This window comes from Mesorhizobium sp. C372A (assembly GCF_030323245.1).
Classification (GTDB): domain Bacteria; phylum Pseudomonadota; class Alphaproteobacteria; order Rhizobiales; family Rhizobiaceae; genus Mesorhizobium.
This window is the reverse complement of the sequence record NZ_CP100475.1, coordinates 2,630,864-2,650,430: the sequence shown is the minus strand read 5'-3', so window position 1 is coordinate 2,650,430 and position 19,567 is coordinate 2,630,864. Positions and strand designations below refer to the sequence as shown.

Here is a 19,567-nt window from a genome sequence, read left to right as displayed (position 1 = left end):
ATCATAAATCGTCGCGCGCCGATCGGCGAAACACATCTTGTTCAGAACCGCGCAAGCAAGTCAGGTAGCTGCCTGTTCGCCTTTCACAGCGCCAGGCTGCCCTGTTCCGCCTCCGCGGCATTGGGGTCGCCCGGCGCCGTCGCCCAGGCGAGCTCGACCAGCGTCACCGTGCGGCGGCCGGTGCCGTCGAGCTGGCAGACGATGAGGCCCTGCTCCTCGATATAGGTGAGCAGCCGCCGGGCGCGCCGCAGCGAATGCGAGCCGTAGGCGCGCGCGATCGCCGCGTCGCTCGGGCACGGCCAACCCTCCTTGGCGGCGCGGGCGATCATCATGAACACGCCCTGCATGTCCTCGGGCAGCAGCGAGGCGCGCACGGAAACGTCCTGCCAGGCGTCATCGCCTGCCATGTCGGCGCCGAGCCCGGCGCGGGCACGCGTCAGCATGCGACGGAATTCTGAGAGGTCCGGCACCACCGAAGCGAGGCCTTCGATGCGGCAGCGGACGACGAACTCCTGATAAAGCACGCCGATGACGCGGAAACCCGCATCGGGCTGCGCCAGGATGGCGCGCAGGACACGGTCCACCCGCTCTCGCCGCTCGGCCATATCCTCGGCGCTTACCGCCGGTTCCGCAGGTTCCGGGCGGATCTCCATCGCCGCCGATTTGGCCGCCATCAGCTGGTCGAGCAGCTCCGGCGACGCCATCCGGCGCGGCGCGCGCATCGTCTCGGGCGGCGGCGCTGCCAGGATGATGGCCCGTGCGTCCTCGAGCGCTGTTTCCGGCATTGCCATCAGCCGCGGCGTACCGTTGCGCGGGCTGGTCTCGGTCTGGCCGATGCGCACGCCCAGCGGACGGCGCGACAGCGCTGGGCCCAACGCCATGAAGTGCCCGCGCTCCAGGTCTCGAAACGCCTCGGCCTGACGCCGTTCCATGCCCAGAAGGTCGGCGGCGCGCGCCATGTCGATATCGAGGAAGGTACGGCCCATGAGGAAATTGGACGCCTCCGCCGCGACATTCTTGGCGAGCTTTGCCAGCCGCTGCGTGGCGATGATGCCGGCAAGGCCGCGCTTGCGGCCGCGGCACATCAAATTGGTCATAGCGCCGAGCGAGAGCTTTCGCGCCTCGTCGGACACTTCGCCTGCCACGGCGGGCGCGAACAGCTGCGCTTCGTCGACCACCACCAGCATCGGATACCAATGCTCGCGGGCAACCTCGAACAACCCGCCGAGAAAGGCAGCGGCGCGGCGCATCTGGTTCTCGGCATCGAGCCCTTCGAGATTGAGCACGGTGGAGACGCGATGGATGCGCGCCCGCTCGCCGGCTGCCTGCAGGCCACGCTCCGTATGCTCCTCGGCATCGATGACCAGATGGCCGTAATGGTCGCCCAGCGAGACGAAATCGCCTTCCGGGTCGATGATGGTCTGCTGCACCCAGGGCGCGCTCTGCTCCAGGAGCCGGCGCAAAAGGTGCGATTTGCCGGAGCCGGAATTGCCTTGCACCAGAAGCCGGGTCGCCAGCAGCTCCTCAAGGTCGAGCGCCGCCGGCGCACCCGCCGTCGTCTGTCCCATCTCGATGGCTACGGTCATGTCACGACTCTCCTTGCGGACAGGGCTTATCAACCCGGCCGCGAGCCGTCGAGCGCGCCATGGCAACTCGCCCGCTGTTCCACACCTATGCTGCCAAAGCGCCACACATCAGCCCATCTGCCCAAAGGGAAGGCACATCAAGCGGAGTTGACCGGCGGCAGAAGCGGCGCTTCCAGCCCGTCGAAGGGATCGCGCCAGGCATCGATGGCTTCGAGCCGGCGATACCAACCCAGAACAGAGGGATAGTCCGCCAGCGGCAGGCCGGCTGCATCGTTGAACGGCAAAAACGTGGCCATGCGGAAATCGGCATAGGAAAGCGACTTGCCCACAAGCCATGGCCGCTTGGCGAGCTCCGCCTCGAGAATCGCTGCCGCGATGCGGAACTCCGCCAGCCCCTCCTCGACCTTGCCCTGGTCGACGGGCCCAATCCCGTAGCGCTGCTTGGTTCCGCGCTCGAAATGCACGGTGTCGCAGGCCCGGACGAAATTTTCCTTGCCCCAGCTCAGCCAGCGGATCATGTCGGGTTGGTCGCCGCCGCCGCGCCAGAAATCCGAACCCGCTTCGCGCGACAGAAGGCAGGCTATGGCGTCGGCTTCCCACAGGCTGCCGCCCGTCCATGCCAATATCGGCAGGGTAAGATTGGGATTGAGCTGACGAAACCGCTCAGCCTGCCCGGGCGCCATGGGTGCCGCGAACTCACACTCGACCTTGGCCTGCAGATGACGTGCCGTTGCTACCGCAAGGCGCGGATTGGGATTGCGGCTGAAGTACAGTTTCATATCCGGTCCTGGACGCTGTGGGCTCGACCCTATCAAACACGCAAACGTGCCCTCCCGGCAATCTGGTCGGACCACGATTCCGCTGGCACACGCCGTCGTTCGGCGTATTATTTCCTTCGGGAGAGGGTTCTTGGCAGGAGGAAGCCATGAACGTAGTGCCGAGCGTACCTGTCATCGACGTGACAACCCAGAACCTTGTTTCCTCTGCGCTTTCCAGATTCCGCGCCGGCGATACCGTCTCGACTAGAGCGGCGCTCGACGCCATCCGCCGCATGGATCCAACCTGTGTCGACAGCGACGACGATCTCGTCGAACTCGTCGTCATGGCGGCAATTGGTAAGACCATGGCGGTCGTGTTCGACCACCGCTCCCGCTAGCCCTGTTGGACGAACCTGTCCCGTTCAACTCGCTTGAGCTCGAGTGAGTTCGGTTGGCGAGCTTTTACAACTGCAGCCCGGGAGGCGCACGTCTTCGTGCGCGAAGGCCGGCAGTAGCATAAGCGGCAAGACTCAGATCCCCAAGGGATGTGGCATGTAGCCGACGAAGCCGCCGATCTTCCAGTGGCCCGCCACCTTCCTGCAAAAATACAGCGTCTGCCATTTCAGCTTGTCGACGCTGCCATCGGCCTTGGCCACCGAGCCGTTGAACTTCTTGTGCAGCACGGCGCGGTCGCCATCGACGTCGATGTCGCGCATGTTGGTGACGCGAAACAGCGCCTCGCGCAGCGGCTCGGCGAATTCGGTCGCCGCCGTCTCCTTGGCCTGGCGCAGCCATTCGTCGCGATAGACGGCAAGGCTCGGGAATTGCAGACGCCAGGCGTCGGCATCGCTGAGGAAATGCGCATGCATGCCGAAGAAGCTGTCGGCGAGGAAATTATCCTCGACCATCGACCAGTCCTGACCGATAAAGGCGTCGATGTCGCGCCGCACCAGCATTTCCCAGAGCGCGTGGCGATCGGCATCGCCCTCTGGAAACGGGTTCTTGTCGAAGGTCATTGAAATCTCCTGTCGGGAAAATGCGACGCGCAAGATGCTGGCGAGCCTGCGATAAAGCAACACGCGTTTGGAAAAATGCTGCTTTCCAAAAAGCCCCCTATGAGGATTACCGGGACAGGCGTAGAGCGGTCGGCGAAAACGGGACGCGGCCCGCCATTCTGAACAGGAGTTTCCTTTGCCTAAAGAGTGTTTTGGAAAATCCCACGTGCCGCTGTCGCCGGCCGTGCGCGCCGGGGATTTCGTCTACATCTCAGGTCAGGTGCCGGTCGACAGCGACCGCATCGTGGTCAAGGGCGGCATCACCGAGCAGACCGAGCAAGTGCTGCAGAATGTGAAGGCGGCACTCGCGCTGGCCGGTTGCACCATGGACGATGTCGTCAAGACCACGGTCTGGCTCGAGGACGCGCGCGACTTCGGCGCCTTCAATGCCGTCTACGCCAAGCACTTCCCGAAAAATTCGCCGGCCCGCACCACGGTCGAATCGCGGCTGATGATCGACATCAAGATCGAGGTCGAAGCCGTCGCCTACCGGCCGGTTTCACCAGTCGGGGCATGATCCCGAAAAGTGGAAACCGGTTTTCTCGGACAAACGGAAACCGTTTTGTCCAGAGATCATGCCCCAAAGCAAAGAGAGAGGCAGCCGCCGATGCAGTTCGATCTCCTGATCAAGGGCGGCCGCCTGATCGATCCGGCCTCCGGCCTGGACGCGGTGCGCGATGTCGCCATCGCCGATGGCCGCGTTGCGGCCATCGAAGCCGCGATCGACGCCGAGCATGCTACGCAGGTCGTCGACGCCAGGGATTGCATCGTCACGCCCGGCCTCATCGATTTGCATAGCCATGTCTATTGGGGCGGCACCTCGCTTGGCGTCGATGCCGACCGGCTGGCGGCCAAGAGCGGCACCACCACCTTCATCGACGCCGGCAGCGCCGGCGCCGGCAATATTCTGGGCTTTCGCCGCCATGTCATCGAGCGCTCGAAGGTGCGCATCCTGGCCTATGTCAACATCTCCTTTGCCGGCATATTCGGCTTTTCGCAGACGGTCTCCGTCGGCGAATGCAGCGATCTCAGGCTCTGCGAGCCACGCGAGACGGTGGCCGCGGTGCGCGAGCACGCCGATGTCGTCGTCGGCGTAAAAGTGCGCTCCGGCAAGCATGCCGGCGGCACCAGCGGCATCGCCCCGGTGGACCTCGCGCTGGAAGCCGCCGACCAGGCCGGCCTGCCGCTGATGGCGCATATTGACGAGCCGCCGCCCGGCCGCTCCGAAGTGCTGCCGCGGCTGCGCCGCGGCGACATCCTCACCCATTGTTTTCGGCCATTCCCCAATGCGCCGGTGTTCGCCTCCGGCGCGATCCGGCCGGACATGCGGCTGGCCCGCGAACGCGGTGTCATCTTCGACATTGGCCACGGCATGGGCTCGTTCGACTTCGCCGTGGCGAAAGCGATGCTGGCCGAGGGCCTCGCGCCCGACGTCATCTCCAGCGACGTGCATCTCTATTGCGTCGACGGTCCGGCCTTCGACATACTGGTCTGCATGTCGAAGCTGATGGCGCTGGGCATGCCGCTGGTCGAGGTGCTGTGCGCCGCCACGCAAAGGCCAGCCGAGGCGATCGCCAGGCCGGAGCTTGGGACGCTGAAAGTTGGCGGTGTCGGCGATGTCGCGGTGCTGAGACTGCGCCCCGGGCGCTTTACCTTCGTCGATGCGGTCGGTGCGGCGCTGATCGCGGATCAGCGGCTGGTCTCAGAAGGCATTGTTATCGGCGGTGTCTGGTGGCCGAACGAGGCGCCCGACCACAACGAGACCGAGCGCTTCGAGCCGCATGCGGCACATACGCATGTCGAGGTCGCGGCACGGCATTTCGGGCATGGATAATCTCCCTCCTTGAGGGGGAGATGGCCGGCAGGCCAGAGGGGGTCGGTTCGACCGGACGCAAGCTCCTCGCGGCAGCTGGAGGTCAGCGCTCCACGCGCGGCGACCCCTCTGTCGCCTTCGGCGACATCTCCCCCTCGAGGGGGGAGGAGATCGCTAGCGCCCTGCGTTACTCACCGCCCCAAACACCGGCGTCGCAATCCCTTCCATCCGCGCCTTGATCTGCAGCGCCACATATTTCGAGTAAAACCGCGACAGCGCCAGATTGCCGCCGTGGAACCACAGCGCGTCCTGCGCCGTCGGCTTCCACATGTTGCGCAGCTCGCCTTGCCAAGGACCGGGATCGCCCTTGACGCCGGAGCCGAGGCCCCAGCATGGCCCGACCTTGTCGGCGACCTCGCGCGAGACGATGGCCGCCACGGTCTCGTTCATCGACTGGTAGCCGGTACAGGCGACGATCGCATCGACGGCCAGCTCGCTGCGGTCGTCGAACAGGATGCCGGTCGGCGTCAATGAACTGATGCCGACGCCGCTCTTCACTTTGATCTCGCCATTGATGATCAGTTCGCAGGCGCCGACATCGATGTAGTAGCCGGAGCCGGTGCGGTAGGCCTTCATCAACAGCCCGGTCTCGTCCTCCCCGAAATCGATGGCGAAGCCGGCGGCGCGTAGCTGGTCGTAGAAGTCTGCGTCGCGTGCCTTGATCACCTCGTAAAGATCCCGCTGGCCCTTGGGTACAAGCGCGAACGGCGTGGACGCGACGATCAGGTCGGCCTTGTCGGTGCTGATGCCGCGCGCCAAAGCCTTTTCCGAGAAGATCTCGAAGCCGACTTCCATCAGAGTGTCGGATTTCACCACTGTCGTCGGCGACCGCTGGATCATGGTGACGTCTGCGCCGCTCTCCCAGAGGTCGACGCTGACATCGTGCCCCGAGCTTGCCGCGCCGATGACAGCGACACGTCTGCCGCGGAATTTCTCGCCGCTTGCATACTGGCTGGAATGCAGGAGTTCGCCCTTGAAGGTCTCGGCGCCGGGCAGCGCGATCTGGCGTGGCGGGCCATAGGCGCCGGTGGCAAAGACAATGTGCTTCGGCTTCAGCGTGATCTGCCGGCCGACGCGGTCGACCACCACAGTCCACACCTTCTCGGCCTCGTCATAGCTGGCGCTGAGGCATTTGGTGGCGACCCAGTAGTTGAGCTCCATCACCCTGGTGTACATCTCCAGCCAGTCGCCCATCTTGTCCTTGGGCGTGAACACCGGCCAGTTCTCCGGGAACGGAATGTAGGGCAGATGGTCGTACCAGACCGGATCGTGGAGCACGAGCGAGCGATAACGGTTGCGCCAGGAATCGCCGGGGCGCGCATTTTTCTCGATGATGATGGTGGGCACACCGAGCTGCCTCAGCCGCGCGCCGAGCATGATGCCGCCCTGCCCGCCGCCGATCACCAGGCAATAGGGCTGCTCGGTGGCGCCGAGGTCGCGCGTCTCGCGCGCCCGCGCCTCCGCCCAGGTTTCGCGCTTCGGATCGGCCTTGTGACGGATACCAAGCGGCCGCGCCGGTCCCTTTTGTTCCTCGAACCCCTTGAGCTCACGCACCGCCGTGAACAAGGTCCGGCAGCGGCCGTCCGTAAGGCGCACAATCCCTTCGCCCCGCGCGACCGCCGTTTCGAACGTGAACCAGGCCTCGACGGTGCCCTCATCCGAGGTCGCCTCGCCGGACAGCGTCCAGTGTGAGGGCTTCGTTTCCGCCAGCGTCGCTTGCAGCATGTCGCGGATCTCATCGCGGCCTTCCATCGTGGTGATGTTCCAGGTGAAAGCCAGCAGATCGCGCCAGTAGCAATCCTCGACGAACAGGTTGGCGGCCGCCTCGGCGTCATCAGCTTCCAGCGCCCGTGCAAGCGCGCAAAGCCATGTCGCCGCCTGTTTCGATGGTGCCATGTCGAGCATCTGTTTTTCCCTCGTTTTGCGTTCCCATTGTTTCGAAAGACGGAGCCGCCGCAAGAGGGGTCGCGATATCATGGCGTCGGTTTCTAGCGGCCCGGAACGGAGCCATCTCCCGGAAATCTTTATAGGAATTTTATATCTTTCCTCCCGGCCCCGTCTCGAACCTTTATGGCGATCGGGTCCATATTCCATCTCGAGCAAAACGCTGCGGACGCCGTGACCCCAGAGTTACGGCGGGCCGTTCTCATGGAATTTCTGGCTCGCCAGTCGCTGGCGCCAAATACAAGCAGAAGCAAGGACCAACACAAATGGACATCGTCGTCATCGGGATCGAGGTTTTGTTCTTCGGTCTTTCCCTCGCCTACATCAAAGCTTGCGACGCTCTTTAAGCGGAAGGATCGCACCATGCTTGTCGATTACATCCTCGGTGGCGGCGTGACCTTGTTCCTGCTCGTCTACCTGACATACGCCCTCGTTCGCCCAGAACGCTTCTGAAGCAAGGCACGGAAACCCATGACACTCAACGGATGGATACAGATCCTGGTTTATTGCGGGATCGTCGTTTTGCTGGTGAAGCCGCTCGGCGGCTACATGTACCGCGTCTTCAATGGCGATCGCACCTTTCTCTCGCCCATACTCGGGCCCGTTGAGCGCGGCCTCTACCGCATTTCGGGAACCAGCGAACTCGAGGAGCAGCACTGGACGACCTACGCGGCAGGAATCATCTTCTTCAGCCTTGCCGGTTTCCTGGTGCTGTACTTTCTGCAACGCCTGCAGGGCGTCCTGCCTTACAATCCGGCCGGGATGGCATCGGTCGAACCCAATCTCGCCTTCAACACTGCCGTCAGCTTCGTCACCAACACCAACTGGCAGAATTACGGCGGCGAAAGCACGTTGTCCTACCTCGTGCAGATGGCCGGCCTGACTGTTCAGAACTTCATGTCCGCCGCCGTCGGCATTTCCATTGCGGTGGCGCTGATCCGCGGCTTCGCCCGCGCCTCGGCCAAATCGATCGGCAATTTCTGGGTCGATATGACCCGCTGCACGCTCTACATCCTGCTGCCGCTCAGCATCGTGCTCACCCTTGTCTATGTCTGGCTCGGCATGCCGCAGACGCTCGGGCCTTATGTCGACGCCACCACGCTGGAGGGCGCCAAGCAGACGCTCGCCCTTGGGCCGGTCGCCTCGCAGGTCGCCATCAAGATGCTCGGCACCAATGGCGGCGGCTTCTTCAACGCCAACGCCGCGCATCCTTTCGAAAACCCCGACGCCATCTCCAACATGATCCAGATGGTGACGATCTTCGCGCTGGGTGCCGCACTCACCAACGTCTTCGGCCGCATGGTCGGCAACCAGCGCCAGGGCTGGGCGATCCTGGCCACGATGGGTGTGCTGTTCATCGCTGGCGTCGTTATCTGCTACTGGGCGGAAGCCGCGGGCAATCCGCTGGTCCATGCGCTGGGCGTCGACGGCGCCAACATGGAAGGCAAGGAGAGCCGCTTCGGCATTGCCGCTTCGGCACTATTCGCCGTCATCACCACGGCTGCGAGCTGCGGTGCGGTGAACGCCATGCATGACTCGTTCACAGCACTTGGCGGCCTGGTCCCGATGCTCAACATGCAGCTCGGCGAAGTCATCGTCGGCGGCGTCGGCGCCGGCTTCTACGGCATCGTCATGTTCATCGTCATCACCGTGTTCGTCGCCGGCCTGATGGTTGGCCGCACGCCCGAATATCTCGGCAAGAAGATCGAGGCCAAGGAGGTCAAGATGGCAATGCTCGCCATCCTAGCTCTGCCGCTGGTCATGCTGGTCTTCACGGCAATAGCGGTCGTGCTGCCAAGCGCCGTCGCCTCGATGGCCAATGGCGGTCCGCATGGCTTCTCCGAGGTTCTTTATGCCTACACTTCGGCGGCGGCCAACAACGGCTCGGCCTTTGGCGGCCTTTCCGGCAACACGCCCTGGTACAACATCACGCTCGGCATCTCCATGTGGGTGGGTCGCTTCTTCGTCATCATTCCAGCGCTTGCCATTGCCGGCTCGCTAGCGACGAAGAAGACGGTTCCGGCTTCCGCCGGCACCTTCCCGACCGACGGCCCGCTGTTCGTCGGCCTGCTCGTCGGCGTCATCCTGATCGTCGTCGGCCTGACCTTCTTCCCGGCACTGGCGATCGGACCGATCGTCGAGCACCTGGCTGCCATCAACGGCCAGACATTCTGAGGCTTGTCATGTCCTGGTTCTACCCAAAACGCATGAAGGCCCGGCCGCGAGCCGGCCCACGAGCCGGCAATGAGGGGGAGGAAACGCCCCCTCCCTTCCCCAGCGTATCTACCTTCCTTGGCCTCGCGGCAGTCATGATCGTGATCTGGCTGCTGGCCTATGGTCCGCCGCCCCTCTTTTCGGCATCCGATCGGTCGGTGCCGGCCAACAGTTCAGATACTGGAGCCACCAAATGAGCCAGTCCAAATCCGCGAGCATCATGGATGCCCGCATCCTGTGGCCGGCCATCGGCGGCGCCTTCAGGAAACTCGACCCCCGCACGCTGGTCAGGAACCCGGTGATGTTCGTCGTCGCCATCGTCTCGCTTCTTACCACGGTCCTGTTCGTCAAGGATCTCGCCACCGGCGGCGGCGATTTCGGCTTTACGCTGCAGATCATCATCTGGCTGTGGTTCACCGTGCTGTTCGCCAACTTCGCCGAGGCCGTCGCCGAAGGCCGCGGCAAGGCGCAGGCCGATTCGCTGCGCAAGGCGCGCACCGAAACCCAGGCCAAGCTGCTTGCCGGCGAAGACCGCTCCAGGTTCAAGCTGGTGCCCGGCACCAGCCTGAAGGTTGGCGACATCGTGCTGGTCGAAGCCGGCGACATTATCCCGTCCGACGGTGAAGTGGTCGAAGGCGTGGCCTCGGTCAACGAGGCGGCAATCACCGGCGAGTCCGCACCCGTCATTCGCGAATCCGGCGGCGACCGTTCCGCGGTCACCGGCGGCACGCAGGTTCTGTCCGACTGGATTCGCGTGCGCATATCAGCCGCCTCCGGCCACACCTTCCTCGACCGCATGATCTCGCTGGTCGAGGGTGCCTCGCGCCAGAAGACGCCCAACGAGATCGCGCTCAACATCCTGCTCGTCGGCATGACGCTGATCTTCGTGCTGGCCACCGCCACGATCCCGAGCTTTGCCTCCTATTCCGGCGGCTATATCCCGGTGACGGTGCTGGTCGCGCTGTTCGTCACCTTGATCCCGACCACCATCGGCGCCCTGCTGTCGGCCATCGGCATTGCCGGCATGGACCGCCTGGTGCGCTTCAACGTGCTGGCCATGTCCGGCCGTGCCGTCGAAGCGGCGGGCGACGTCGATACGCTTTTGCTCGACAAGACCGGCACCATCACGCTCGGCAACCGCCAGGCCACCGAATTCCGCCCGGTCAAGGGCGTCACCGAACAGGAACTGGCCGATGCCGCGCAGCTCGCCTCGCTCGCCGACGAGACGCCTGAGGGACGCTCGATCGTCGTGCTGGCCAAGGAGAAATACGCCATCCGCGCCCGTGACATGGCAACCTTGCATGCCAGCTTCGTGCCCTTCACCGCGCAGACCCGGATGAGCGGCGTCGACATCGATGGCTCGTCGGTGCGCAAGGGCGCCGTCGATTCGGTTCTCACCTATGTCAGCCAGTCGACATCGGCCACTCACGGCACGCGCCCTGGCAGCGACACCGTCAAGGATCTCCAGGCGATCGCCGACGAGATCGCCAAGTCGGGCGGCACGCCGCTGGCCGTCGAGCGTGACGGCCGCCTGCTCGGCGTCGTCCACCTCAAGGACATCGTCAAGGGTGGTATCCGCGAGCGCTTTGCCGAACTGCGCAAAATGGGCATCCGCACCGTGATGATCACCGGCGACAATCCGATGACTGCGGCGGCGATCGCAGCCGAAGCCGGCGTCGACGATTTCCTCGCCCAGGCCACGCCCGAGGACAAGCTGAAGCTGATCCGCGACGAACAGGCCAAGGGCAAGCTGGTCGCCATGTGCGGTGACGGCACCAACGACGCGCCGGCCTTGGCGCAGGCCGATGTCGGCGTCGCCATGAACACCGGCACGGTTGCCGCCCGCGAGGCCGGCAACATGATCGACCTCGATAGTGACCCGACCAAGCTGATCGAGATCGTCGAGATCGGCAAGGCGCTGCTGATGACGCGCGGCTCGCTGACGACCTTCTCGATCGCCAACGACGTCGCCAAATACTTCGCCATCATCCCGGCCATGTTTGCCGTCTTCTACGTTGCGCCGGGACATACAATCGGCCCCCTGCAAGCGCTCAACATCATGCATCTGGCGACGCCGCAGAGCGCCATCCTGTCGGCCATCATCTTCAACGCGCTGATCATCATCGCTCTGATCCCGCTGTCGCTGAAAGGCGTCAAATACCGCGCCATCGGCGCCGGCGCGCTGCTCAGCCGCAACCTGCTGGTCTACGGCCTCGGCGGCATCATCGTTCCCTTCGTCGGCATCAAGGCGATCGACATGATCGTCACCGGCCTCGGCCTCGCTTAAGGAAATACGTCCATGCTCACTCAGATAAGACCCGCTGTTATCATGATCGTCTTTTTCACCGTTTTGACCGGCCTGATCTATCCCCTGGGCATGACCGGCATCGCCCAGGCGCTGTTTCCGCACCAGGCCAATGGCAGCTTGATCGAGAAAAACGGCACGGTCATCGGCTCCGAACTGATCGGCCAGGGCTTTGCCGACGACAAGTATTTCCATGGCCGCCCCTCGGCTGCCGGCGACGGATACAACGCCGCAGCGTCCAGCGGCTCCAATCTCGGTCCAACCAACCCCAAGCTGATCGACCGCATCAAGGGCGATGTTGCAAAGCTGAAGGCGGAGAACCCGAACCGGCCGGTGCCGATGGATCTGGTGACGACGTCCGGCAGCGGCCTCGATCCCGCCATCAGCCCGGACGCCGCCTATTTCCAGGTCGCTCGGGTGGCTAAGGCCAGGGGCTTCGACGAAGCCAAGGTCAAGGCGCTTGTCGACAGCCATGTCGAAGGCCGCGAACTCGGCTTCCTCGGCGAGCCGGTCGTCAATGTGCTGGCGCTCAACCTGGCACTGGACGATACCAAGCAGTGAGAGACAATCTCTGAAGCCAGGGGCCGGGGATCGACACGATCCTCGGCGCCGTTCATGATCGAGCCTGATGCCGGACGCCAGAAGCAACGATACCAGACCCTCTCCGGACGCGCTGCTCGAGCATGCGGAACGGGAAGAGCGCGGCCGTCTGCGGATATTTCTCGGCGCTGCCCCCGGCGTCGGCAAGACCTATGAAATGCTGATGGCCGGCCGCGCCAGGCTGGCTGACGGCGTCGACGTAGTGGTCGGCGTCGTGGAGACCCACGGCCGCAAGGAAACACTGGCGCTGGTCGAAGGCTACGAGGTGATCCCGCGCCAGAAGGTCGACTACAGAGGCCGCGTGCTGGACGAGATGGACATCGATGCCATTCTCGCCCGCCGGCCGGCGCTGGTGCTCGTCGACGAACTCGCCCACACCAATGCGCCCGGCAGCCGCCACCCCAAGCGCTATCTCGACGTCCAGGAAATCCTGACGCGCGGCATCGATGTCTACACCACGCTCAACATCCAGCATGTCGAGAGCCTGAATGACGTGGTGGCGCAGATCACCCGGGTCAGGGTGCGCGAAACGGTCCCGGACTCCATCATCGACCAGGCCGATGACATCGAGATCATCGACCTCACGCCCGACGACCTGATCAAGCGGCTGAAAGAGGGCAAGGTCTATTTCCCCAACACTGCCCAGCGCGCAGTCGAAAACTATTTCTCGCCGGGCAATCTGACCGCGCTTCGGGAATTGGCGCTGCGCCGCACCGCCCAGCGCGTCGACGAGCAGTTGCTCAACCACATGCAGTCGCACGCGATTCCCGGCCCTTGGGCGGCGGGCGAAAGGGTGCTCGTCTGCGTCGATGCGCGTCCGGGCGGAGCGTCTCGTGTCCGCTATGCGCGCCGGCTGGCCGACCGGCTGCGCGCACCGTGGACGGCGCTGCATGTCGACACGCCGCGTTCGGCCGCCATGTCGGAGGAAGACAAGGACCGGCTGGCCACGCTCTTGCGCCTGGCCGAGCAGCTCGGCGCCGAGGTGACGACCATTCCGGGCCAGAACGTCGCCCAGGACATCGTCCGCCACGCCACAGTGAACAATTTCACCCATATCGTCGTCGGCAGGCCGACCCGCTCGCGCTGGCGCGAACTGATCGAGGGTTCGCTCACCTACGATCTGATCCGCAATGCCGGCGATATCAGCGTCCATGTCATTTCAGGAACGGAGCGCGACAACGAGGCCACGTCGAGGGTCAAGGCGGCGGCCGAGCAGACGCCATTTCAAATCTGGCCTTATCTTTTCTCGACCGTCTATGTCGCCGGCGCGCTTGCCGTCAGCGCCGTCCTCGATCAGTTCCTCGACGTTCGCAACCTTGCCAGCGTGCTGCTGCTGGCGGTGCTGACATCGGCAGTGACCTTTGGCCTGTGGCCGGCGCTGTACGCCTGTTTCCTCAGCGCCATTGCCTTCAACTTCTTCTTTCTCGAGCCGCGCTACACGATGACGATCCGCGATCCGGAGAGCATCGTTGCCTTCGCCGTCTTCCTCGTCGTTGCCGTCATCGCCAGCAATCTGACGGCGCGTGTGCAGCGTCAGGCAGCCGCCGCCCGTTCACGCGCCCGGGCGACCGAGGACATCTACCTCTTTTCCAAGAAACTCGCCGGCGCGGGCACGCTCGACGACGTTTTGTGGGCCACCGCGTTCCAGATCGCCTCGATGCTGAAGCTGCGCGTGGTGCTGCTTTTGCCGGAAGAAGGCACGATCACCGTCAAGGCCGGTTATCCCCCCGACGACACGCTGGCCGAGGCCGACATCGCGGCTGCACGCTGGGCTTGGGAACACAACCGGGCTGCCGGCCGTGGCGCCGATACCCTGCCCGGGGCAAAACGGCTCTACCTGCCCTTGCGGACCGGCCGTACCGCCATCGGCGTCGTCGGCCTCGACAATGACAAGCAGGGGCCGCTGTTGACGCCCGAGCAACAGCGCCTGCTCGACGCGCTGGCCGACCAGGCGGCGGTTGCCATCGAGCGCATCCAGCTGGTCGCCGATGTCGATCGCGCCAGGCTGGCGGCCGAGGCCGACCGCTTGCGCTCGGCACTGCTGACGTCGATCTCGCATGATCTGAAGACGCCGCTGGCGGCCATCATGGGCGCGGCCGGCACGCTCAGGGAATTTGCGCCGGCACTGCCCGAGAACGATCGGGCCGAGCTGCTGACCACCGTGCTCGACGAGTCCGAACGGCTGAACCGCTTCATTGCCAATCTGCTCGACATGACCAAGATTGAATCCGGCGCCATGGAGCCGAATTTTGCTCTCCACTATGTCGGCGATGTCGTCGGCTCGGCCTTGCAGCGGGCGCGCAAGATCACTGCCGGGCACAAGACCGAGGTTGATATTCCGGCCGACCTGCCGATGCTGAAGCTTGATCCCGTGCTGTTCGAACAAATGCTGTTCAATCTGCTCGACAATGCCGCGAAATACGCGCCACAGGGATCGACAATCCGGCTGCAGGGCTGGGCCGACAATGGCTCCGTCGCGCTGCAGATCATGGATGAGGGACCGGGCATTCCGTCCGCCGACCTGGAGCGCGTCTTCGACAGCTTCTACCGGGTGCGCAAGCGCGATCAGGTCCAGGCCGGCACCGGGCTCGGCCTGTCAATCTGCCGGGGCTTCATCGAGGCGATGGGCGGCACGATCATGGCGGCGAACCGCAGCGATCGCCCGGGCGCAGTCTTCACAATCCGCATGCCGAGGTTGGTACAATCGTCCGATACGGACGTATCAGGTGTGGACGAGCAAGCATCTGGTGATCCGGCATGACAAATTCCAACGTCAGCATACTGGTCGTCGATGACGAGCCGCCGATCCGCAAACTGCTGCGCGTCGGCCTCGGCAGCCAGGGTTATGCGGTCAGCGAAGCGCCCAACGCCAACGCTGCGATCGAACTCGTCGATGCACAAAAGCCGGATCTGATCCTGCTCGATCTCGGCCTGCCCGGCATGGGCGGCCTCGACCTCCTGCGCAAATGGCGCGGCGACGGCCTCGACGTGCCCGTGGTCATCCTGTCCAGCCGCACCGACGAAGCCGGCATCGTCGCGGCGCTCGAACTCGGCGCTGACGACTACATCACCAAGCCGTTCGGCATGAACGAGCTGGTCGCCCGCATCCGCGTCGCGCTGCGCCACAAATTCCACCAGCAGGGCGAAAAGCCGGTGTTCCACACCGGCGATCTCAGCGTCGACCTGGTCAAGCGCATCGTCAAGGTCGAAGGCAAGGAGATAAAGCTCTCCCCCAAGGAGTACGACATATTGCGCATTATGGTGCAGCATGCCGGCAAGGTGCTGACCCACCATTTCCTTCTGAAGCAGGTGTGGGGCGATTCGACCGACGTGCAGTATCTCAGGGTCTATGTCCGCCAGCTCCGGCAGAAGATCGAAAAATCACCCGACCAGCCGCGCTACATCACCACCGAGACCGGCGTGGGGTACCGGCTGCGCGAGGTTGAGTAGCCGCGCGCTCGCTGCTCAGTCCGCCGAGAGTTCCGCGGTCCGTGCCAGTGCGCCGCCGAATCCGTTGAGCGGGATGGTGAAACTCACCGCTTGACCGGTGTCGGCCGCGAAGGCGTCGATCTTCAGCGTGGTGGCTGCCTTGAGCAGCGGCGTGACGCTGGCATCGAACGCCACCGGCACCAGGCAGCCGACGGCCTGGCAGGTGTTGAACGGCAGGCTGCCTTCCAGCTTCTGGTCGTCGATGGTCAGGCTGACGCCTTTGGCGAGCGCCAGGCCGAACGGCAGCGCCAGCGTTCCGGCGGCATCCTCGCCGCTCTTGCTCGACAGCTCGATGGCCAGCAGGCGCTGGTTGGACTGCTTGTTGAACTGCTGATGCGACAGGCTGCAAACCTTGGCCGTGCCGGTTACCTGGCAATTGACCGTCCAGTCGCCATGTGTCTCGGACAGCGCCGAGGCGCCGCCAGGCAATGTCGGGCCGGCAGCAGGGGCGGGCGCTGCGGCGGCAGGCGCCGCCTTGTCGGTCTTGGTTTGCGCCGCGACTGCCACCGGGCCAAGAATACAGATGCTGCCCAGTAGCGCCGCGAAATATACTTGCCTGCTTTTCATCAATATGCTCCCGATTGTGCCTCGAGTCAGCCGCGATTGAGGCCGAGATCCGCGCCCGATAGAGCGGTCAATCGATCTTTTCTGTCAAGTGCGGCCGGGCCGCTTCCTCAGGGATTTCGCCAACCCGTGGCAGATCGGCCCATGGCAGACCGGCCCATGGCAGATCGAGACGAACGCCCTATATAGAGAGGAGGTTATATCTGTACGGGAATGAACTGATGTCGACGCTTCGCCTATCGACAGTTCTCATGTCGGCAATGCTGGCGGCGGCAACGCTCGCCGGCATCATGCAATCTGCTGCGGCTCAGTCCGTCAATCCCAGCGCCAACCGGCTGATCCAGCAGAACCAGCTGCAGCAATTGCGCAACAGCCTGCAGCGGCAGCAGTTCCAGCAACAGCAGCAGCAATATCGCGAGCAGGACCGTCGGATCGTGCCGCAGCCGCGCCCCGAAGTGCCCGTCGTCCGGCAAGCTTGTCCGATTCAGATCGTCAACAACCAGATTGTGCGTGTTTGCCGTTGATATCGGTCGCTTGCGATTTACTTAGTCGACTTATTTACTAAAAATGCTCATTGCCTCGCGGGCATATCAGGGTTTGCAGGCGGCGTGCGGCGGTGCGCCCGCCGACCGGATTTTCAGCACATGGCGACGACGAAGAAAAAGGCGGTACGCAAGGCAAGGCGAGGCGAACGCATTCGCCAGGTCGCCGCCATTCCCTTTCGTCTGGACGTTTCAGGCAATTTCGAAGTGATGCTGGTGACGTCGCGAGCGACGAAGCGCTTTATCGTGCCCAAGGGCTGGCCGATGAAAGGAAAGAGCGGGCGCAAGGCCGCCACCATCGAGGCGCGCGAAGAAGCCGGCGTGCTCGGCAAGACCCGCAAGGCGCCTGCCGGCAGCTATTCCTACTGGAAACGGCTGGAGCACAATTTTGTGCGCGTCGACGTCGTCGTCTATCTGTTGGAGGTGTCCGAGGAACTGGCCAACTGGCAGGAGGCCAAGAGCCGCCAGCGGGCATGGCTCAAGCCGCAGGACGCGGCGTTGCTCATCGATGAGCCGGATCTCTCGACGCTGATGGCCAACCTGGCGCCGCCTCAGCCGGCAGTGCCGGACCCGGCCTGACCAACCTCACTTGCCCTCGTCCCCTTCAGCGGGACCCTCATCCCCCTCAGCGGGAAATGGCCGCAGCGGCGTGCCCGTATAGGCCCACAGCCATTCGCGCGGCAGCGGCCCTTTGTTGCGCTCGCTTTGCTGCGACTGTTCCCATGCATGCGCCAGGATGCCGACCGAGCGCGAGAGCACGAACAGGCCGCGCGTCAACGGCGGCGGAAAGCCGAGCTCGCCATAGATGACGGCGGTGGCGCCGTCGATGTTGAGCGGTATTTTCTTCCCCTTGCGCCGTGCCACCTCTGATTCGACGGCCTCGGCGATGTCGGCAAAGCGTCCGCTGACGACGCCGCGCGCGGCAAACTCGCGCGTCACTGCGATCAGGCGCGGCGCGCGCGGATCGACCGGGTGGAAGCGATGGCCAAATCCCGGCACATAGCCTTTCTCCTCGGCGAAGAAACGGTCGAGCCGTGCGGCTACGGCTTGGTCCAGCGCAACACCCTGGTCAAGTGCCACGGCAATGTCGCCATAGAAGGACAGCGCCTGTTCGCCGGCGCCGCCATGCACGTCACCCAGCACGTTGACGGCGGACGCCATGGCGCTGTTGATGCCGACGCCGCAGGTGATGGCCATGCGGGCAATGGCGATCGACGGCGCCTGCGGCCCGTGGTCGACGGCCGCCCCCAGCGCAATGCCGAGCAGCGCCGCCTGCTCCTCGCTCGGCAATTCGCCGCGCAGCATCAGCCAGATCGTGGCCGGAAAGCTGACGCGGCCGATCAGCTCCTGGATTTCATAGCCGCGCAGCCGGATGATGCCGGGGCTCATCTCGATGATGCCGGTCTGCCACCATTCCTCGCCGCGTTCGCGGCCGGTTTTTCTCTCGCTCACGCGCTTCTCCTGGCGCGCGGCGGCAGGGTGGAAAATACCTCGTCCATATGCTCGCCCAGCACAGGCGGCGGCAGGACCGGCAAGGGTGCCGCGCCATCGACCATGAAGCCGCCGCGCACCACGGTCAGCGGCTGCGCCATGCCGGGCAGACCCTGGAAACGCGCGGTCATGTCGCGCTCGACCACCTGGCGCTCGCCAAGCACCTGCGGGATCGTCAGCACCCGGCCCGCCGGAACGCCGGCGCGGTTGAACTTTTCTTCCCAGGCAGCCGCCGAGGCGCTCGCAAGCGCTGTCTCGATCAGCCCTTTCAAGGAGGCGCGGTTCTGCTTGCGCGTCTCGCGCTCGGCAAAGCGCGGATCGTCGGCCAGTTCCGGCTGGCCGATCAGCCGGCAAAGCGTGACGAACTGCTCCTGCTTGTTGGCGGCGATGTTGAGCAGGCCGTCGCCGGTGCGAAACGCGCCGGAGGGCGCAGCCGTCATGTTCTCATTGCCCATCGGCTGCGGCTCGACACCGGCGGTCAGATAGTTGGACACCGGCCAGCCCAGCGCCGACAGCGTGCATTCCAGCATCGAGACATCGAGAAACGCGCCCTCGCCCGAGGTCTTCTGCTTGACCAGCGCCGCGGCGATGGCGAAGGCCCCGACCAGCCCGCCCAGCGTGTCGGCGACGGGATAGCCGACCCGCAAGGGTGCTGTCTCCGGCGTGCCGGTGATGCTCATGATACCGGACAGCCCCTGGATGATCTGGTCGTAGGCCGGATTGTCGCGCATCGGCCCGCTCTGGCCGAAACCGGATATGGCGCAATAGACGAGACCGGGGCGGACCGCTTTCAGCACCTCATAGCCGAGACCCAGCCGCCCCATCACGCCCGGTCGAAAATTCTCGACCAGCGCGTCGGCCGAGGCGACGAGATCGAGGAAGCGTTCGCGGTCGGCTTCGCTTTTGAGATCCAGCACCACCGATCGCTTGCCGGCATTCTGCGCCAGGAACGACGCGCCCATCCCCGCCTCGTTGAGCGCCGGCGAGGCGCCGAGCTGGCGCGCCAGATCGCCGCCTTGCGGCGTCTCGACCTTGATGACATCGGCGCCGAGCAGCGCCAGCTGGTAGGCACAATAAGGGCCCGCCAGCACATTGGTCAGGTCGAGAATGCGGATGCCGGCAAGCAGATCGGTCATGATGCTCCAG

General features: G+C 64.4%; 18 protein-coding genes. 11 read left to right on the top strand and 7 right to left on the bottom strand.

Annotated elements, in window-relative coordinates; translation table 11 throughout:
* Positions 1-83: 83 nt before the first annotated feature.
* Together NLY42_RS12580 and NLY42_RS12575 are read right to left on the bottom strand one after the other, a co-directional pair.
* Positions 84-1,586 (bottom strand): helicase HerA domain-containing protein, encoded by a 1,503-nt coding sequence (locus NLY42_RS12580; protein ID WP_023691930.1) that lies wholly within the window; start codon positions 1,584-1,586, stop codon positions 84-86.
* Positions 1,587-1,723: 137 nt separating this feature from the next.
* Complete coding sequence (locus tag NLY42_RS12575; RefSeq protein ID WP_023754275.1) at positions 1,724-2,365, bottom strand: glutathione S-transferase family protein; 642 nt, start codon at positions 2,363-2,365, stop codon at positions 1,724-1,726.
* Between the two features lie 146 nt (positions 2,366-2,511).
* Here NLY42_RS12575 and NLY42_RS12570 point away from each other — a divergent pair, with 146 nt between their 5' ends.
* Positions 2,512-2,742 (top strand): hypothetical protein, encoded by a 231-nt coding sequence (locus tag NLY42_RS12570; RefSeq protein ID WP_023669703.1) that lies wholly within the window; start codon positions 2,512-2,514, stop codon positions 2,740-2,742.
* Positions 2,743-2,874: 132 nt separating this feature from the next.
* On the opposite strand, the gene NLY42_RS12565 is transcribed toward NLY42_RS12570, so the two are convergent.
* Positions 2,875-3,360, bottom strand: coding sequence for a hypothetical protein (locus tag NLY42_RS12565; protein ID WP_023698654.1), 486 nt, complete (start codon positions 3,358-3,360; stop codon positions 2,875-2,877).
* 175 nt (positions 3,361-3,535) lie between these two features.
* Between NLY42_RS12565 and NLY42_RS12560 the strand changes: the two genes are divergently transcribed.
* Together NLY42_RS12560 and NLY42_RS12555 are read left to right on the top strand one after the other, a co-directional pair.
* The gene (locus NLY42_RS12560; protein ID WP_023754274.1) at positions 3,536-3,916 is read left to right on the top strand and encodes a RidA family protein; all 381 of its coding nucleotides are present in this window, start codon (positions 3,536-3,538) and stop codon (positions 3,914-3,916) included.
* Between the two features lie 90 nt (positions 3,917-4,006).
* Entirely contained in the window at positions 4,007-5,233 is a 1,227-nt protein-coding gene (locus NLY42_RS12555; protein WP_023754273.1) for an amidohydrolase/deacetylase family metallohydrolase, read from the top strand.
* A 153-nt stretch (positions 5,234-5,386) separates the two neighbouring features.
* On the opposite strand, the gene NLY42_RS12550 is transcribed toward NLY42_RS12555, so the two are convergent.
* Positions 5,387-7,177, bottom strand: coding sequence for a flavin-containing monooxygenase (locus tag NLY42_RS12550; protein ID WP_023704186.1), 1,791 nt, complete (start codon positions 7,175-7,177; stop codon positions 5,387-5,389).
* A gap of 402 nt (positions 7,178-7,579) precedes the next feature.
* Here NLY42_RS12550 and NLY42_RS12545 point away from each other — a divergent pair, with 402 nt between their 5' ends.
* The 6 genes from NLY42_RS12545 to NLY42_RS12520 all read left to right on the top strand — a co-directional run bounded on the left by NLY42_RS12545 (position 7,580) and on the right by NLY42_RS12520 (position 15,785).
* On the top strand, positions 7,580-7,669 hold the full coding sequence (locus NLY42_RS12545; protein WP_023669708.1) for a K(+)-transporting ATPase subunit F: 90 nt from the start codon (positions 7,580-7,582) through the stop codon (positions 7,667-7,669).
* An 18-nt stretch (positions 7,670-7,687) separates the two neighbouring features.
* Entirely contained in the window at positions 7,688-9,391 is a 1,704-nt protein-coding gene (gene kdpA / locus NLY42_RS12540; protein WP_023756465.1) for a potassium-transporting ATPase subunit KdpA, read from the top strand.
* Positions 9,392-9,623: 232 nt separating this feature from the next.
* Positions 9,624-11,717 carry a potassium-transporting ATPase subunit KdpB gene (gene kdpB / locus NLY42_RS12535; RefSeq protein WP_023754272.1) on the top strand — a complete coding sequence of 698 codons (2,094 nt, stop codon included), beginning with the start codon at positions 9,624-9,626 and terminating at the stop codon, positions 11,715-11,717.
* 12 nt (positions 11,718-11,729) lie between these two features.
* A complete protein-coding gene (kdpC, locus tag NLY42_RS12530; RefSeq protein ID WP_023735106.1) occupies positions 11,730-12,296 on the top strand; it encodes a potassium-transporting ATPase subunit KdpC in 567 nt (188 codons plus the stop codon).
* Positions 12,297-12,363: 67 nt separating this feature from the next.
* Positions 12,364-15,096 carry a DUF4118 domain-containing protein gene (locus NLY42_RS12525; protein ID WP_286489163.1) on the top strand — a complete coding sequence of 911 codons (2,733 nt, stop codon included), beginning with the start codon at positions 12,364-12,366 and terminating at the stop codon, positions 15,094-15,096.
* Positions 15,093-15,785, top strand: coding sequence for a response regulator transcription factor (locus NLY42_RS12520; protein WP_023699131.1), 693 nt, complete (start codon positions 15,093-15,095; stop codon positions 15,783-15,785). Before NLY42_RS12525 ends, NLY42_RS12520 begins: the two co-directional genes overlap by 4 nt.
* A 15-nt stretch (positions 15,786-15,800) precedes the next feature.
* Here the strand turns inward: NLY42_RS12520 and NLY42_RS12515 are convergent, their stop codons facing one another.
* Complete coding sequence (locus tag NLY42_RS12515; RefSeq protein WP_023669715.1) at positions 15,801-16,391, bottom strand: invasion associated locus B family protein; 591 nt, start codon at positions 16,389-16,391, stop codon at positions 15,801-15,803.
* 218 nt (positions 16,392-16,609) lie between these two features.
* Here NLY42_RS12515 and NLY42_RS12510 point away from each other — a divergent pair, with 218 nt between their 5' ends.
* Together NLY42_RS12510 and NLY42_RS12505 are read left to right on the top strand one after the other, a co-directional pair.
* Positions 16,610-16,912, top strand: a complete 303-nt coding sequence (locus tag NLY42_RS12510; RefSeq protein ID WP_023683090.1) for a hypothetical protein — start codon at positions 16,610-16,612, stop codon at positions 16,910-16,912.
* 120 nt (positions 16,913-17,032) lie between these two features.
* Positions 17,033-17,509, top strand: coding sequence for an NUDIX hydrolase (locus tag NLY42_RS12505; protein ID WP_023669717.1), 477 nt, complete (start codon positions 17,033-17,035; stop codon positions 17,507-17,509).
* 6 nt (positions 17,510-17,515) lie between these two features.
* On the opposite strand, the gene NLY42_RS12500 is transcribed toward NLY42_RS12505, so the two are convergent.
* Together NLY42_RS12500 and NLY42_RS12495 are read right to left on the bottom strand one after the other, a co-directional pair.
* On the bottom strand, positions 17,516-18,319 hold the full coding sequence (locus NLY42_RS12500) for a citryl-CoA lyase (RefSeq protein WP_245260201.1): 804 nt from the start codon (positions 18,317-18,319) through the stop codon (positions 17,516-17,518).
* Positions 18,320-18,378: 59 nt separating this feature from the next.
* The gene (locus NLY42_RS12495; RefSeq protein WP_031244701.1) at positions 18,379-19,557 is read right to left on the bottom strand and encodes a CaiB/BaiF CoA transferase family protein; all 1,179 of its coding nucleotides are present in this window, start codon (positions 19,555-19,557) and stop codon (positions 18,379-18,381) included.
* Between the last annotated feature and the right edge of the window lie 10 nt (positions 19,558-19,567).